12 protein-coding genes and 1 pseudogene are annotated in these 15,914 nt (G+C 58.8%); 9 read left to right on the top strand and 4 right to left on the bottom strand.

The annotated features are described in order from the left end of the window. Nucleotides 1–166: 166 nt before the first annotated feature. Nucleotides 167–1,543, bottom strand: a complete 1,377-nt coding sequence (locus tag WLY71_RS03035; RefSeq protein ID WP_134420785.1) for a glutamine synthetase family protein — start codon at nucleotides 1,541–1,543, stop codon at nucleotides 167–169. Nucleotides 1,544–1,821: 278 nt separating this feature from the next. Between WLY71_RS03035 and WLY71_RS03030 the strand changes: the two are divergent. The 8 genes and pseudogenes from WLY71_RS03030 to WLY71_RS02995 all read left to right on the top strand — a co-directional run. Further along, a pseudogene (locus WLY71_RS03030) lies at nucleotides 1,822–2,139 on the top strand (gamma-glutamyl-gamma-aminobutyrate hydrolase family protein); the annotation flags it as partial. A 99-nt stretch (nucleotides 2,140–2,238) separates the two neighbouring features. Beyond that, nucleotides 2,239–3,597 (top strand): glutamine synthetase family protein, encoded by a 1,359-nt coding sequence (locus WLY71_RS03025; RefSeq protein WP_347802449.1) that lies wholly within the window; start codon nucleotides 2,239–2,241, stop codon nucleotides 3,595–3,597. Nucleotides 3,598–3,654: 57 nt separating this feature from the next. Next, entirely contained in the window at nucleotides 3,655–5,019 is a 1,365-nt protein-coding gene (locus tag WLY71_RS03020; RefSeq protein WP_046045153.1) for an aspartate aminotransferase family protein, read from the top strand. Between the two features lie 197 nt (nucleotides 5,020–5,216). Then, the gene (locus WLY71_RS03015; protein WP_347802493.1) at nucleotides 5,217–6,314 is read left to right on the top strand and encodes a polyamine ABC transporter substrate-binding protein; all 1,098 of its coding nucleotides are present in this window, start codon (nucleotides 5,217–5,219) and stop codon (nucleotides 6,312–6,314) included. Between the two features lie 237 nt (nucleotides 6,315–6,551). Beyond that, on the top strand, nucleotides 6,552–7,649 hold the full coding sequence (locus WLY71_RS03010) for a polyamine ABC transporter substrate-binding protein (protein WP_347802448.1): 1,098 nt from the start codon (nucleotides 6,552–6,554) through the stop codon (nucleotides 7,647–7,649). 74 nt (nucleotides 7,650–7,723) lie between these two features. Then, nucleotides 7,724–8,866, top strand: coding sequence for an ABC transporter ATP-binding protein (locus WLY71_RS03005; RefSeq protein WP_008150457.1), 1,143 nt, complete (start codon nucleotides 7,724–7,726; stop codon nucleotides 8,864–8,866). After that, on the top strand, nucleotides 8,863–9,783 hold the full coding sequence (locus WLY71_RS03000) for an ABC transporter permease subunit (RefSeq protein ID WP_347802447.1): 921 nt from the start codon (nucleotides 8,863–8,865) through the stop codon (nucleotides 9,781–9,783). The genes WLY71_RS03005 and WLY71_RS03000 overlap by 4 nt, the downstream gene beginning before the upstream one ends. Then, complete coding sequence (locus tag WLY71_RS02995; protein WP_347802446.1) at nucleotides 9,780–10,673, top strand: ABC transporter permease subunit; 894 nt, start codon at nucleotides 9,780–9,782, stop codon at nucleotides 10,671–10,673. Before WLY71_RS03000 ends, WLY71_RS02995 begins: the two co-directional genes overlap by 4 nt. 91 nt (nucleotides 10,674–10,764) lie before the next feature. Here the strand turns inward: WLY71_RS02995 and WLY71_RS02990 are convergent, their stop codons facing one another. Further along, the gene (locus tag WLY71_RS02990) at nucleotides 10,765–11,406 is read right to left on the bottom strand and encodes an HD domain-containing protein (RefSeq protein ID WP_347802445.1); all 642 of its coding nucleotides are present in this window, start codon (nucleotides 11,404–11,406) and stop codon (nucleotides 10,765–10,767) included. A gap of 270 nt (nucleotides 11,407–11,676) precedes the next feature. Between WLY71_RS02990 and WLY71_RS02985 the strand changes: the two genes are divergently transcribed. Beyond that, nucleotides 11,677–12,642, top strand: coding sequence for a GlxA family transcriptional regulator (locus WLY71_RS02985; protein WP_347802444.1), 966 nt, complete (start codon nucleotides 11,677–11,679; stop codon nucleotides 12,640–12,642). Between the two features lie 140 nt (nucleotides 12,643–12,782). Here the strand turns inward: WLY71_RS02985 and WLY71_RS02980 are convergent, their stop codons facing one another. Next, nucleotides 12,783–15,194, bottom strand: coding sequence for a penicillin acylase family protein (locus WLY71_RS02980; protein WP_347802443.1), 2,412 nt, complete (start codon nucleotides 15,192–15,194; stop codon nucleotides 12,783–12,785). Between the two features lie 108 nt (nucleotides 15,195–15,302). Continuing rightward, the gene (locus WLY71_RS02975) at nucleotides 15,303–15,884 is read right to left on the bottom strand and encodes a DUF6436 domain-containing protein (RefSeq protein WP_347802442.1); all 582 of its coding nucleotides are present in this window, start codon (nucleotides 15,882–15,884) and stop codon (nucleotides 15,303–15,305) included. Nucleotides 15,885–15,914 lie beyond the last annotated feature (30 nt).

The raw sequence follows: 15,914 nt of genomic DNA, 5'->3' as shown, positions 1-15,914 counted from the left end.
AGCTCGCTCCCACATTTGATCGATGTTGAATGCAGATTTTGTGGTCAAAGAAGATCCCTGTGGGAGCGAGCTTGCTCGCGATGAATGCAACTCGGTTTAACTGAAGGAACGCATAAAAAAACGCCGCAAGCTGTGAGGCCTGCGGCGTTGTTTTTACTGCAACCGCTTACACAGTATGCAGGTACCAGTTGTACTCGAGGTCGGAGATGGAGTGTTCGAACTCTTCCAGCTCGCTCTCTTTACATGCGACGAAGATATCGATGTATTTCGGATCGATGTACTTGGCCATGACTTCGCTGTCGTCCAGCTCACGCAATGCATCGCGCAGGTTGTTCGGCAGGCTTTGCTCGTTCTGCTCGTAGGAGTTGCCTTCCACGGGTGCGCCCGGCTCGATCTTGTTGGTCAGGCCGTGATGCACGCCTGCCAGGACCGAAGCCATCAGCAGGTACGGGTTGGCATCCGCGCCGGCAACGCGGTGTTCCAGACGGACCGCGTCGGCGGAACCGGTTGGCACACGTACCGCAACAGTGCGGTTGTCCAGACCCCAGCACGGGGCATTCGGCACGTAGAACTGTGCGCCGAAACGACGGTAGGAGTTGACGTTCGGGCACAGGAAAGCCATCTGCGCCGGTAGGGTCTCGAGCACACCGCCGATCGCGTGACGCAGTGCGGCGTTCTGCTCGGGATCCTCACTGGCAAAAATGTTTTTGCCGTCTCTATCAAGAATCGAGACGTGGACGTGCAGACCGTTACCCGCCTGGCCCGGGTAAGGCTTGGCCATGAAGGTGGTGTCCATCTCATGGTCGTAGGCGATGTTTTTGATCAGACGCTTGAGCAGAACTGCGTAGTCGCAGGCCTTGATCGGGTCGGCCACGTGGTGCAGGTTCACTTCGAACTGCGCCGGGGCACTTTCCTTGACGATCGCGTCGGCAGGGATGCCTTGCTCTTTCGCACCTTCCAGAATGTCCTGGAGGCAGTCGACGTATTCGTCGAGGTCGTCGATCAGGTAAACCTGTGTCGAGTGCGGGCGTTTGCCGGACACTGGCGAGCGTGGCGGTTGCGGACGACCGTTCACGTTCTCCTGGTCGATCAGGTAGAACTCCAGTTCGAACGCGGCGCAGATGGTCAGGCCCATCTCGTCGAACTTGCGCACGACATTGGCCAGCACTTCTCGCGGGTCGGCAAAGAACGGCTGGCCTTCCAGTTCGTGCATGGTCATCAACAGTTGCGCGGTAGGGCGCTTCTGCCAAGGCTCGTTGCACAGGGTGTCAGGGATTGGATAGCAGATTCGGTCAGCATCGCCGATGTCCAGACCCAGGCCGGTGCTTTCCACCGTCGAGCCATTGATATCCAGAGCAAATAGAGAGGCCGGCAGGTTGATGCCTTTCTCGTAAACCTTGTGGAGGCTGGTGCGTTCAATGCGCTTGCCGCGCACCACACCATTCATATCCGCAATCAGAAGGTCAACGTACAGAACCTCAGGATGTTCCTTAAGGAACGCGTTCGCTTCGTTAAGCTGAACGGCACGCGGGGGTACCGACATGATGCAACACCTTTGTTGTTAAAAATATCAATCATTGATCTCTTCGGGTTTCAGTCAACCCGAACGGCATGCCGAAGTCAAGCGAGGCCTTTTTTGCCCTAAAAAAGCACCCGTGGGGCTTTTTTGAGGCACTTTGGGGCGTTTTTATGCCTTTGAGCGCTTTAGCGTCTGCGGGCTTGAGCGGGCCGTGTTGTATTTTTTACGGGGGTGTTGTGTAAAAAAATGAACAAGGCTAAGCTCGATTCAAACCCATAACAGCAATAATACCGGGGTGCTTCATGTCTCGCCTGCCGTTAATCGGCGTCACCGCCTGCTCTAAGCAGATCGGTCTGCATGCTTATCACATCAGTGGCGATCCGTACGTCCACGCCAAGGCCAGCCTTGCCAGCGGTGTATCGTCGACTCTTCCTTCCCCGGCTGCTTTTGTGCCTCCGTCCGATATTCTGGACGGTCTGCACGACATTCTCTTTACTGCCTCTGTTTCCAATATAGAACCGTTTTACTTCAACGGCCCGGCCATTGCGTCGGGCCCTGCTCATGATTCTGCACGCCCGGCTACGCTCTCCCTGCCCCCTGCTCTGGTCGCTGCGGGTCTTTGTGCGCGGCCCTTGCAGTGGCAATCTGTATCACGCGACGCCGATGCGTCAAACAACGCCTGACTTATAAGAGTCAGGAAACTCAGCCTAGAGGCATTTATGAGTAACAACCTCGACCAGCTCACCGATTGGTTGAAAGACCACAAGATCACAGAAGTCGAATGCATGATCGCCGACTTGACCGGGATCACCCGGGGCAAGATTTCGCCGACCAACAAGTTCATTGCCGAAAAAGGCATGCGCCTGCCCGAGAGCGTTCTGTTGCAGACCGTGACCGGCGACTATGTCGAAGACGACATCTATTACGAACTGCTCGACCCGGCCGACATCGACATGATCTGCCGCCCCGACCAGAACGCGGTATTCCTGGTGCCCTGGGCCATCGAGCCCACCGCTCAGGTGATCCACGACACCTACGACAAGCAAGGCAACCCGATCGAGCTGTCGCCGCGCAACGTGCTGAAAAAGGTGCTGAAACTCTATTCCGACAGGGGCTGGCAGCCGATCGTGGCGCCAGAAATGGAGTTCTACCTGACCAAGCGTTGCGAGGACCCGGACTTCCCGTTGCAACCGCCGGTTGGCCGTTCAGGTCGTCCGGAAACGGGTCGCCAGTCCTTCTCGATCGAAGCGGCGAACGAATTCGATCCGTTGTTCGAAGACGTCTACGACTGGTGCGAATTGCAGGAACTGGACCTCGACACGCTGATCCACGAGGACGGCACGGCGCAGATGGAAATCAACTTCCGTCACGGCGATGCCCTGTCCCTGGCCGACCAGATCCTGGTGTTCAAGCGCACCATGCGCGAAGCCGCGCTCAAGCACAACGTGGCGGCGACGTTCATGGCCAAGCCCATGACTGGAGAGCCGGGCAGTGCGATGCACTTGCACCAGAGCATCATCGACATCGAAACCGGCAAGAACGTCTTCTCCAATGAAGACGGGAGCATGAGCCAGCTGTTCCTGAACCACATCGGTGGTTTGCAGAAACTGATCCCCGAGCTGTTGCCGCTGTTCGCCCCGAACGTGAACTCGTTCCGCCGCTTCCTGCCGGACACTTCGGCACCGGTGAACGTGGAGTGGGGCGAAGAGAACCGCACCGTGGGCCTGCGGGTTCCGGATGCCGGGCCGCAAAACCGTCGGGTGGAAAACCGCCTGCCGGGCGCCGACGCCAACCCGTACCTGGCGATTGCCGCGAGCCTGCTCTGCGGTTATATCGGCATGGTCGAAGGTTTGAACCCGAGTGCGCCGGTGGTGGGGCGTGGCTATGAACGCCGCAACCTGCGCCTGCCACTGACCATCGAAGACGCGTTGGAACGCATGGAACACAGCGCGACTATCGAGAAGTACCTGGGCAAGAAATTCATCACTGGCTACGTCGCGGTCAAGCGGGCCGAGCATGAAAACTTCAAGCGCGTGATCAGTTCGTGGGAGCGGGAATTCCTGCTTTTCGCCGTCTGATGCGCCGGGCGCCGCTGATATTGGCGGCGCCTTCACTGAAATCTTAGGAGAATTCGCATGACCAGCAACAACCCGCAAACCCGTGAATGGCAAACCCTGAGCAACGATCACCACCTGGCGCCGTTCAGCGATTTCAAGCAGCTGAAAGAGAAAGGCCCACGGATCATCACCAACGCCAAGGGCGTTTACCTCTGGGACAGCGAAGGCAACAAGATCCTCGACGGCATGGCCGGCCTGTGGTGCGTGGCGATCGGCTACGGTCGCGATGAACTGGCCGATGCCGCCAGTAAACAAATGCGCGAACTGCCTTACTACAACCTGTTCTTCCAGACGGCTCACCCGCCGGTGCTGGAACTGGCCAAGGCCATCTCCGACATCGCGCCACAAGGCATGAACCACGTGTTCTTCACCGGTTCCGGCTCTGAAGGCAACGACACCATGCTGCGTATGGTTCGTCACTACTGGGCGATCAAGGGCCAGCCGAAGAAGAAAGTCATCATCAGCCGCAAGAACGGCTATCACGGTTCCACCGTGGCCGGCGCGAGCTTGGGTGGCATGACGTACATGCACGAACAAGGCGACTTGCCGATCCCGGGCATCGTCCACATCGCGCAGCCGTACTGGTTTGCTGAAGGCGGCGAGATGACGCCGGAAGAGTTCGGTATCTGGGCGGCCAATCAGCTGGAAGAGAAGATTCTGGAAGTCGGCGTGGACAACGTCGGTGCCTTTATTGCCGAGCCGATCCAGGGCGCCGGCGGCGTGATCATTCCGCCAGACACCTACTGGCCGCGCATCAAGGAAATCCTCGCCAAGTACGACATCCTGTTCGTGGCGGACGAAGTGATCTGTGGTTTCGGCCGCACCGGTGAGTGGTTCGGTTCCGATTTCTACGACCTCAGACCCGACATGATGACCATCGCCAAAGGCCTGACGTCCGGCTACATCCCTATGGGTGGCCTGATCGTGCGTGACGAAGTGGTTGCGGTGCTCAATGAAGGTGGCGATTTCAACCACGGTTTCACCTATTCCGGGCACCCGGTAGCGGCTGCGGTGGCGCTGGAAAACATCCGCATCCTGCGCGAAGAAAAAATTATCGAGCGCGTTCATGCAGAAACGGCACCCTATTTGCAAAAGCGTCTACGGGAACTGAACGATCACCCATTGGTGGGGGAAGTCCGCGGCGTGGGGCTGCTGGGGGCGATCGAGCTGGTGCAGGACAAGGCCACTCGCAAGCGTTACGAAGGCAAGGGCGCCGGCATGATTTGCCGCACGTTCTGCTTCGAAAACGGCCTGATCATGCGCGCCGTCGGCGACACCATGATCATTGCTCCACCACTGGTGATTACACCGGCAGAAATCGATGAGTTGGTGACCAAGGCACGCAAGTGTCTGGACCTGACCCTGAGTGCGTTGCAGGGCTAAGTGCTAGGCTCTGAGCGGGGTGCGAAGTTCGCATTTCGCTCAGCGCAAACAAAGGATGGGTCTTTCCTTGAAAGCCTGCCTGGGATCTTGCCAGACTACCGGTTGTTTTAGTTGCCCAGGAATAGGCCGCTGGCTCTTGGTTAACAAGAACGTGGTTAAAAAGAAAAATTGGAGCATTACCCATGAAGGCATTAGGTATGAAGATAGCTGGCAAGACCCTCCTCGCCATGTCCCTGATGGGCGTGATGGCGGGCGCAGTTCAGGCGGACGACAAGGTTCTTCACGTGTACAACTGGTCCGATTACATCGCACCGGAAACCGTCAAGAAGTTCGAAGCCGAGTCGGGGATCAAGGTTGTTTACGACGTATTCGACAGTAACGAAACCCTGGAAGCCAAGTTGCTGGCAGGCAAGTCCGGCTACGACATCGTCGTGCCGTCGAACAACTTCCTGGCCAAGCAAATCAAGGCCGGCGTTTACCAGAAGCTCGACAAGTCCAAGCTGCCTAACTGGAAGAACCTGAACACTGACCTGCTTAAAGCAGTCTCGGTGAGCGACCCGGGCAACGAACACGCGTTCCCGTACATGTGGGGTTCGATCGGTGTCGGCTTCAACGCCGAGAAGGTCAAGGCTGCACTGGGTGCCGATGCGCCAACCAATTCCTGGGATCTGATCTTCAAACCTGAAAACGCCGCCAAGTTGAAGTCGTGCGGTATCAGCTTCCTCGATTCGCCAACCGAGATGATTCCGGTGGCGTTGCACTACCTGGGCTATCCAACCGACAGCCAGGACAAAAAACAACTGGCCGAAGCCGAAGCACTGTTCCTGAAGATTCGTCCTTCGGTGGGCTACTTCCACTCGTCCAAGTACATCTCCGACCTGGCCAACGGCAACATCTGCGTGGCCGTGGGTTACTCGGGTGACATCTACCAGGCCAAGTCCCGCGCGGCTGAAGCCGGTGACAAGGTAAAAGTCAGCTACAACATTCCGAAAGAAGGTGCCGGCAGCTTCTACGACATGGTCGCCATCCCTAAAGATGCCGAAAACGTCGAAGGCGCCTACAAGTTCATGACCTTCCTGCAGAAGCCGGAAATCATGGCTGAAATCACCAACGCCGTACGCTTCCCGAACGGAAACGCGGCCGCCACCGCATTGGTCGATAAAGACATCACCGCCGACCCAGGCATCTACCCACCAGCGGACGTGCTGGCCAAGCTGTACGCGATTGCCGACTTGCCGGCCGCGACCCAGCGGCTCATGACCCGCAGCTGGACCAAGATCAAATCCGGTAAGTAAGTAAAACCCTGTAGCAGCTGCCGCAGGCTGCGTTGAGGTCCGAAGGACCTCCGCTTTTCGACAGCACAACGGCTTCGCAGTTGAACGCAGCCTGCGGCAGCTGCTACAGGGATCTTCATAAAGTTTGCTGGAACGGTTTTTCGAGGGTAAGTTGCGCGCCGGTTTTGTTGCCAGGCAGCCATGGCTGTCATGTAACGCGGGGCAACTTGGGCCCAACTAATTTTAGAGGACCTCCACGTGCCTATTTTTTCTTTGTTGCGCAATGCACTGCTGGTCGGCGCCGGACTGACGCTTGCCGTTAGTGTCCAGGCGGCCGGCACTGTGCATATTTATAACTGGTCGGACTACATCGGTTCGACGACTCTGGCCGACTTCCAGAAAGAGACCGGCATCAAACCGGTTTATGACGTTTTCGATTCTAACGAAACCCTGGAAGGCAAGTTGCTGGCCGGGCGTACCGGTTATGACGTGGTCGTGCCGTCCAACCACTTCCTTGGCAAGCAGATCAAGGCCGGTGCTTTCCAGAAACTCGACAAGTCCAAGCTCACCCACTATGCCAACCTCGACCCGGTGCTGCTCAAGCGCCTGGAGCAAAACGATCCGGGTAACCTGTACGCCGTACCGTATCTGTGGGGCACCAACGGCATCGGTTACAACGTCGACAAGGTCAAGGCTGTGCTGGGCCTCGACAAGATCGATTCCTGGGATGTGGTGTTCGAACCGGAGAACATCAAGAAACTGCACAGCTGCGGCGTAGCGTTTCTCGACTCCGCCGATGAAATGATGCCCACGGTCCTCAACTACATGGGCCTGAACGCCAACAGCACCAACCCCGAAGACTACAAAAAGGCCGAAGCCAAGTTGCTGGCGGTGCGACCTTACGTGACCTATTTCCACTCGTCCAAATACATCGCGGACCTGGCCAACGGCGATATCTGCGTGGCGATCGGCTTTTCCGGCGACATGTTCCAGGCCAAGGCCCGCGCGGCTGAAGCCGGCAAAGGCATGAACATCGCCTACTCGATTCCGAAAGAGGGCGGCGCGCTCTGGTTCGACATGCTGGCAATCCCCAAGGATGCGGCCAACGTCAAGGAAGCCCACGCCTTCATCAACTATTTGCTCAAGCCTGAGGTGATCGCCCAGGTCAGCGATTACGTGGGTTACGCCAACCCTAACCCCGGGTCGGACAAATTGATGGAGCAGTCCATTCGCACCGACAAATCGGTTTATCCACCGCAAGCCGTCCTCGACAAGACTTACGTGTCTATCGAGTTACCGCCAAACATTCAACGTTTGATGACCCGCAGCTGGACCAAGGTCAAGTCGGGTAAATAGCTGCAAAGGCTCAAATTATCCAAGGTTGGCTCACCTTGAGCGAACTGCACTCTTTTTTTCTGGGAGTTTCGTAAATGGCAGTTGCCTCCGGCGCCTATAAGAAAGCCCTCGAGGGCGACCAATCACCTAAACAGGTGTTGGTCAAAATCGACCGGGTCACGAAGAAGTTCGACGAGACGATTGCCGTGGACGATGTGTCCCTGGAAATCAAGAAAGGCGAGATTTTCGCCCTGCTCGGCGGTTCGGGATCGGGCAAATCCACGTTGCTGCGCATGCTCGCAGGCTTCGAACGGCCCACGGAGGGGCGCATTTTCCTCGATGGCGTAGACATCACCGACATGCCGCCGTACGAGCGGCCGATCAACATGATGTTCCAGTCCTACGCCTTGTTCCCGCACATGACCGTGGCGCAGAACATCGCCTTCGGCCTCAAGCAGGACAAAATCCCCGCCGCTGAAGTCGATGCCCGTGTCGCGGACATGCTCAAGCTGGTTCAGATGACGCAATACGCCAAGCGCAAGCCGCATCAGTTGTCCGGTGGTCAGCGTCAGCGTGTGGCCCTGGCGCGTTCGTTGGCCAAGCGGCCGAAACTGTTGCTGCTCGACGAACCGATGGGTGCTCTGGACAAGAAGCTGCGTTCACAGATGCAGCTTGAGCTTGTCGAGATCATCGAGCGGGTCGGCGTAACCTGCGTCATGGTGACCCACGATCAGGAAGAGGCCATGACCATGGCCGAGCGCATCGCGATCATGCACTTGGGCTGGATCGCCCAGATCGGCAGCCCGATCGACATCTACGAAACCCCGACCAGCCGTCTGGTCTGCGAGTTCATCGGCAACGTCAACATCTTTGACGGTGAAGTGATCGACGACGCCGAAGGCCACGCGACCATCACCTGCAAGGACCTGGACCGCCAGATTTACGTGGGCCACGGGATCAGCACTTCCGTGCAGGACAAATCCGTGACCTACGCGATCCGTCCGGAAAAGCTGCTGGTGACGCCGACCATGCCGACCTGCGAATACAACTGGTCCAGCGGCAAGGTGCACGACATCGCCTACCTCGGTGGCCACTCGGTGTTCTACGTCGAGCTGCCGAGCGGCAAGATCGTCCAGTCTTTCGTCGCCAACGCCGAACGCCGTGGCCAGCGCCCAACCTGGGGTGACCAGGTTTACGTGTATTGGGAAGACGACAGCGGCGTGGTACTTCGCTCATGAACATGCGCAAATTCAAACGCCGCCTCAATCGAATAATTCCCGGTGGCCGTCAGCTGGTCATCGGGGTTCCGTTCATTTGGCTGTTCATGTTCTTCATGCTGCCGTTCTTCATTGTTCTGAAGATCAGCTTCGCCGAAGCCGACGTAGCCATTCCGCCGTACACCGAGATCTACAGCTACCTCGACCAAAAGGTGCAGGTGCTGCTCAACCTCGGCAACTACGCGATGCTGGCCGGCGACGAGTTGTACATCGCCGCTTACCTCGGTTCGTTGAAGATGGCGCTGATCAGCACCGTCCTCTGTTTGCTGATCGGCTACCCGATGGCCTACGCCATCGCCAGTGCCCGCAAAGAGATGCAAACGGTGCTGGTGCTGCTGATCATGATGCCGACCTGGACTGCGATCCTGATCCGCGTTTATGCGTGGATGGGCATCCTCAGCAACAACGGTCTGCTCAATGGTTTCCTGATGACCATGGGCTGGATCGACGAACCGCTGCAGATCCTCAACACCAACCTCGCTGTGTACATCGGCGTGGTGTATTCGTACCTGCCGTTCATGATCCTGCCGCTCTACGCCAACCTGGTGAAGCACGACAACAGCCTGCTGGAAGCCGCATCCGATCTGGGTTCGAGCACGTTCAACAGCTTCTGGAAGATCACCATTCCGCTGTCCAAGAACGGCATCGTCGCGGGCTGCATGCTGGTGTTCATTCCGGTCGTGGGCGAGTTCGTGATCCCGGAACTGCTCGGCGGTCCGGAAACCCTGATGATCGGTAAAGTGCTCTGGCAAGAGTTCTTCAACAACCGTGACTGGCCGGTGGCATCTGCCCTGGCAGTGGTGATGTTGTTGATCCTGATTGTGCCGATCATCCTGTTCAACCGCAGTCAGGCCAAAGAAATGGAGGGTAAAGAATGAAGCGCTTCCGTTTCTCAAGTTTCATGCTGGTTGCGGGTTTGCTGTTCATCTACGCGCCGATGCTGATCCTGGTGATCTACTCGTTCAACGCCTCAAAACTGGTAACGGTGTGGGGTGGCTGGTCAATCAAGTGGTACGTCGGTTTGATGGACAACACTCAGCTGATGGGGTCGGTGGTGCGCTCGCTGGAAATCGCCTGCTACACGGCGGTGGCGGCGGTGGCGCTGGGTACGTTGGCGGCATTCGTGCTGACCCGTATCACCCACTTCAAGGGTCGTACGCTGTTCGGTGGCCTGGTCACCGCGCCGCTGGTGATGCCCGAAGTGATCACCGGTCTGTCGCTGTTGCTGCTGTTCGTGGCGATGGCGCAAATGATCGGTTGGCCACAGGAGCGCGGCATCATCACCATCTGGATCGCCCACACCACATTCTGTGCGGCGTATGTGGCGGTGGTGGTCTCGGCGCGCTTGCGTGAGCTGGACCTGTCCATCGAAGAAGCGGCCATGGACCTTGGCGCGCGGCCATGGAAGGTTTTCTTCCTGATCACCATCCCGATGATCGCGCCATCGTTGGGGGCTGGCGGCATGATGTCCTTCGCCCTGTCCCTGGATGACCTGGTGTTGGCGAGCTTCGTATCGGGCCCGGGTTCCACGACCCTGCCGATGGAAGTGTTCTCGGCAGTGCGTCTGGGCGTGAAACCCGAGATCAATGCCGTGGCCAGTCTGATTTTGCTGGCGGTATCGCTGATGACGTTCCTGGTCTGGTTCTTCAGCCGTCGTGCCGAAGAAAGTCGCAAACGTGCGATTCAGCAGGCGATCGAAGAAGGTGCTGCCGACTCCTGGAAACAACCGGACGTGCGTCGCGCCCAGCAGGCGCCGGAAGCGGCTTAACAGCAAAAGATCGCAGCCTGCGGCAGCTCCTACAAGGATACGCATTCCTCTGTAGGAGCTGCCGAAGGCTGCGATCTTTTGACTTTATGGGTCAGGAAACCCAAGGGGACTTGCGGATGATCTCGACGAAGTTCATCGGTTTGAAACCCGGCTCGCTGTCGACCAGCACATCCGCGTTCACGGTGCCAAAAGTGGTGTCCGGCTTGTGTTTGAAGCCATTGGCAAACGCACACAGGATGCACTCCTTGAACCCTTCGCCACGCGGGTGGGCATGCACCACTGCTTCGCGTTGCGCGCTGGGGAACGCTGCGTAATCGATGCCCAACACATCCATTTCAACGCCAGCAGTCACCAGCGCCACATTAGGCCGCAGGTGTTGCGGCACGCCCGGTGTGGTGTGCAGGGCAATCGACAACCAGACCTGCTCGATATCGTCGTCGGACAAACCGTAAGGCTTGAGGAATGCTTTGGCAGCGTTGGCGCTATCAACTTCGAAGCGCTCGTCGTCAGTGCGATGACCCTCCACCAGACCCAAGTCATGGAACATCGCGCCGACGTACAACAGTTCGGGGTTGTAGGCCAGTTGCTTGCGTTCACCGCTCAAGGCACCGAACAGAAACACCCGACGCGAGTGGTGATACAGCAGGTCTGATTCGACGTCGCGAATATATTCCGTGGTGGCCTTGGCCAACGCGCTGTCGGGGATTTTGATACCGGCGATGGTGCTGCTCATGGTGCTGTCCTCATGGGGAACGCCGTGGCGGCGCTGATGGGGTCAGTCTGTCCGCGCACCCGAAACCGGACAATCGATCCATGGCTGCGATCCCGGCCAATGAGCATGCATATCGCGCCAACCTCGCTTGTTGGGCCCGGATTGGCTAGGGTTAATAGTGATCAGCCAGAAAAGATCGCAGCCTTCGGCAGCTCCTACATGGGATCGGCATACACCTGTAGGAGCTGCCGAAGGTTGCGATCTTTTCCACATTCAAGGTGATTTCCTGTCATGCAGAAAACCGTTGCCATCGTGGTGTTCTCAGGCGTTCAGTCCCTGGACGTCACCGGTCCCATGGATGTGTTTTGCGAAGCCAATCGTTTCCTTGAACCGCCAGATCATTATCGACTGGAGGTGATCGGCGTCGAGCGCGGGGTGATGGCGTGTTCCAACGGTTTGTCACTCAATGCCCATCGGCATTTCAGCGAAGCGCTGGAGGCCTATGACTTGCTGTTGGTGGCCGGCGGGCCGCAGTTGCCGTTCATGGATTTCGGTGCGGCATTCGATGCCTGGCTGCGCAATGCCTGCGCGCAGGCGCAACGTTTTGGTTCGATCTGCAACGGCGCGTTCATGCTCGCCCGGGCCGGATTGCTGGAAGGGCGAACGGTCACCACCCACTGGGGCGACGCCGCGGCGCTGGCGCAGTTGTGCCCGTCGACTCAGGTCGAGGCGGATCGCCTTTACGTGGAGGATGGTGAGCTCTACACCTCGGCGGGTGTCACGGCCGGGATTGACCTGTCGCTGTACCTGCTGGCCAGAGATCACGGGCCGGAAGTAGCGCTGAGTGTGGCAAAGCGACTGGTGGTGTTCACTCAGCGCTCGGGCGGGCAGTCACAGTTCAGCCCATTCCTCACGCCACACGCCGAACCCACTTCGGCAGTGGCGTTGGTGCAGCTCTACGTGTTGGCCAACCTGACGGGCGACCTGACAATTGCCGACCTGGCCAACGCCGCCAACATGAGTGCCCGCAACTTTTCACGGGTGTTTGCCAAAGAGGCGAAAATCACCCCGGCGGAATTCGTCGAACGGGCCAGGGTGGATGCGGCGCGGGTGCTGCTTGAAAGCACCCAATCGCCGCTGAAGACCGTGGCTTATCAGTGCGGATTTCGCGATGCCCAGCACATGCGCAGTGTGTTCAATCGCAGGCTGGGCGTGACGCCGCAGCAGTTCAGGCTGAACTTTGCGGCGATGGTTTGACTGAACTTTTTGTCGCTTGTCAGGGCCTCATCGCGAGCAAGCTCGCTCCCACAATTGACCGAGTTGTTAAGACGGACGCGGTCAAAATGTGGGAGCGAGCTTGCTCGCGATGGCGGCAGAACAGCCGATGAGATTTCGATCTACTGCGCCGCCCGCGCCCGCAACAGCTTCAACGTGCTCCGCGTATTGGCCGTGACTTCTTCTTCATTGAGATGCGCCTGGTAGTAGATCCCTTCGATAAACGCCTCAGCCTGGTCGTCATAGTGGCTGTCGAACGGTACGCCACTCTGGCCAACCGGGTTGACGGTCAGGCTGTGGGTCGGGTCGGCGAAGTCGATCAAGCGACGGGTCGAAGGACCATAAGTTACTGGCCACGGCGCCGGGCCGATTTTGGCCGAGAGGTTGTTCGGTACTTCGTGAGTGCCAGGTGCCGCGAACGGGCCGACATTGAAGATCCGGTCCAGCGGCTTTTGCTGCCCCAGCGGATGGCCATGGGTCAGCGTGTGCGCCTTGCCCCACTGCCATTGCGCGAAATCGGCGCCGAGGGTGGTCTTGAGGTGAGCAATGCTCGCCTGCCACGCAACCTTGACCGTATCGGCGCGGGTTTCCTTGCCGAGGGTGTTGCGGTTGTCCCACCACGGTGAATCGGCAGTCGCGGTCAGGCGAGGCAGTGCGGAATCAATCACCCGGGTCGACAGCAAAGTCTCGAAGAAATCATTGCCCAGCTCATCGTGCATCGTCGCGTCAGCCAGGTTGAACAGGAACTGGTTGAACAGCGTGGCGCTGGTGGAGTCGAGCGGGTAGTCGCCTTTCCATTGGGCCAGTTGCTCAACCAGTTTGAGCTCGGCGGGATCGCTCACCCCTTCACGCAATACCGGCAACAACGGCGCCAACAGGCGCGGGCCGTAAGCGGTGGTGGTGCCCAGTTGCACCTTTTGGCTGGCGTCCAGATCCCACTTGATGGTTTTGTCGCTGAGCTGGCGATTGAGCTGCTGACCTCGATCGGCCAGGTTGTAGTAACCGGGAATTTCCATGCCGGTCGGCGACACCGGCTGGAAGTTGGCCGAGACGATGTAACCGCGTGCCGGGTTCTCTTCCTGTGGGTTGGCGCTGAACGGGTAAAAACCTTCCTTGTCCGCGTCAGCGGTGCTGCCATCGAGGATGAACCCCGGACGCACACCCGCCGGACGTTTTGGCAACTGCGCCGCTGCCCACCAGCCGATGTCGCCCGTGGCGTTGGCCCAGACGATGTTCAGGCCCGGCGCCTGAATCTTTGCGGAGGCACTGCGCGCCTTGGCCAGGGTGTCGGCGCGGTTGAGCTGATAGAAGCCCTCAAGGATCGGATTCTGGCTTTCGAGAAAACCCCACCACATGGCGATCGGCGTTGTGCCGACGCCGCTGCCCAGCGCATCGTTGACGATCGGGCCGTGGGGCGACTGGCGCAGCACCAGTGTCACCGGTGCCTGGCCCTTGACCGCGATCTGCTGTTCGCTGGTCACCATGTCCACCCACTTGCCGCGATACCAGACCTGATTGGGATTGTCCGGGTTGACCTTCTCGGCGATCAGATCGAGGTCGTCGTTCTGGAACATGGTGATGCTCCAGCCGAAGTCGCGGTTCATCCCGAGAGAGGCGAACGGCATCAATGCCTGATAGTGGCCGTAGAGCTCGAAGCCCGGCGCCGAGAGCTGCGCTTCATACCACACCGACGGCGCGGAAAAACGAATATGCGGGTCGCCGGCCAACAGCGGTTTGCCGCTTTTGGTCCGACTGCCGGAGACAGCCCAGGCGTTGCTGCCCTCGAACTGCGGCAAGCCGTTGTCGGCCAGTGCCTGTTCGCTGAGGCGGGCGAGGGCGTTGAGGTCTTTCCAGTCGGTACTGGCGAGGGGCGGCATGGCACCGCTGCGGTTTTTCGCCAGCACGCCCTTGGGCTGCCAGTCGAGATCGAAGACGTTCAGGTAGTTGGCGCCCAACTGATCGCGCACGTAGGTCAGCAACGGTTCGGTGCGAAACGCTGCGGCAAAACTGTAGGCCATGTAACCGGTGATGCTGATGGTGTCCTGGGCGGTGAATGGGCGTTTGGGAATGCCCAGTAGATCAAACTCCGCAGGTTTTGGATGGCTGTCCTGATACTGGTTGATGCCATCCAGATAGGCTTGCATGGCGATAAAGGCCGGCGACTGTTTGTCCATGTTCGCCAGGTAGGTGTCGGCGCGTTCGCGAATGCGCAAGCTGCGCATCAGCTTGTCGGTGTCGAGCAGTTTCGGGCCCAGGACCTCGGCCAGCTCGCCGCGGGCGAGGCGGCGCAGGGCTTCCATCTGAAACAGCCGATCCTGGGCGTGCACGTACCCGAGGGCGCGGTACAGGTCGGTTTCGTTCTCGGCGCGGATGTGCGGGATGCCGCGCTCGTCGTAGCGCACGGTGACCGAACCTTGCAGGTGTTGTAGCTCGACCATGCCCTGGCGTGTCGGCTGCTTGCTGAAAACGTACCAGCCTGCACCTGCGGCAAGCGCGGCAACCAGCAGGGCGAGGACGGTCAGGCTACGTTTCATGGTGATTCCTTGTTGTTATGAGTGGCAGCAGTTCCCTGGCGCCACTGTTTAACACGGCTTGCCGACATGGCCATCGCACTTAGGAGGGATTCGCGTCTCCTGTCAGCCTTACTTCACTGCGTCGACAGGCCACGGGCAGTAACAACCCACGGCCAGTGTGTGCGTGGCATTCACCGCGCGGCCTTCGTTCAACGCTTGCAGAATCGGTTCGATAAAGCTGTTACTCGAATTACAAGTCAGGCCTTCGCTGTACGGGCCGAAATACGCCAGTTTGCCGCTGCGATCCCAGATCGCCACGGCCGGGCTGGCGGGGATCTGTTCGGAACCCGGGAGGACGGCGATGCTTTTCAGGCTGCTTAAGGTGCTCGGTAATTGACCGTGACTGCCAGGCTTTTGTACCGCATAAAACTCCACGCCTTGCGGTACATAGTGCTCAACCAGTTCGCTCAGGTGTTGTTGGTTACCGACGTTGCACGGGCAGGCCGGGTCCCAGAAGTGCACGAGGCGGATGGCGCCGGGGCCGGCGAGATGATCGGGCAGGCGCAGCGGGTCACCGGAGAACACCGCGGTTTGCTCGCTGAACGCTCGCAGGTAGCGGCCCTGAAACCAGTCGTAGGCAGCCCACAGCACGCCGGCACACACGAGGGCGAGCAGGCTGGCAAGCAGTGTGGCGCGGTAGGGCGAGCGCATGGATTTCAGTCCTCGAAGGTGCGCTAGCTT

Origin of the sequence: Pseudomonas rossensis, assembly GCF_039888995.1 — a bacterium.
Classification (GTDB): Bacteria; Pseudomonadota; Gammaproteobacteria; order Pseudomonadales; family Pseudomonadaceae; genus Aquipseudomonas; species Aquipseudomonas rossensis.
The sequence above is the reverse complement of the archived record's forward strand: the minus strand, read 5'-3'. Positions and strand labels throughout refer to the sequence as shown.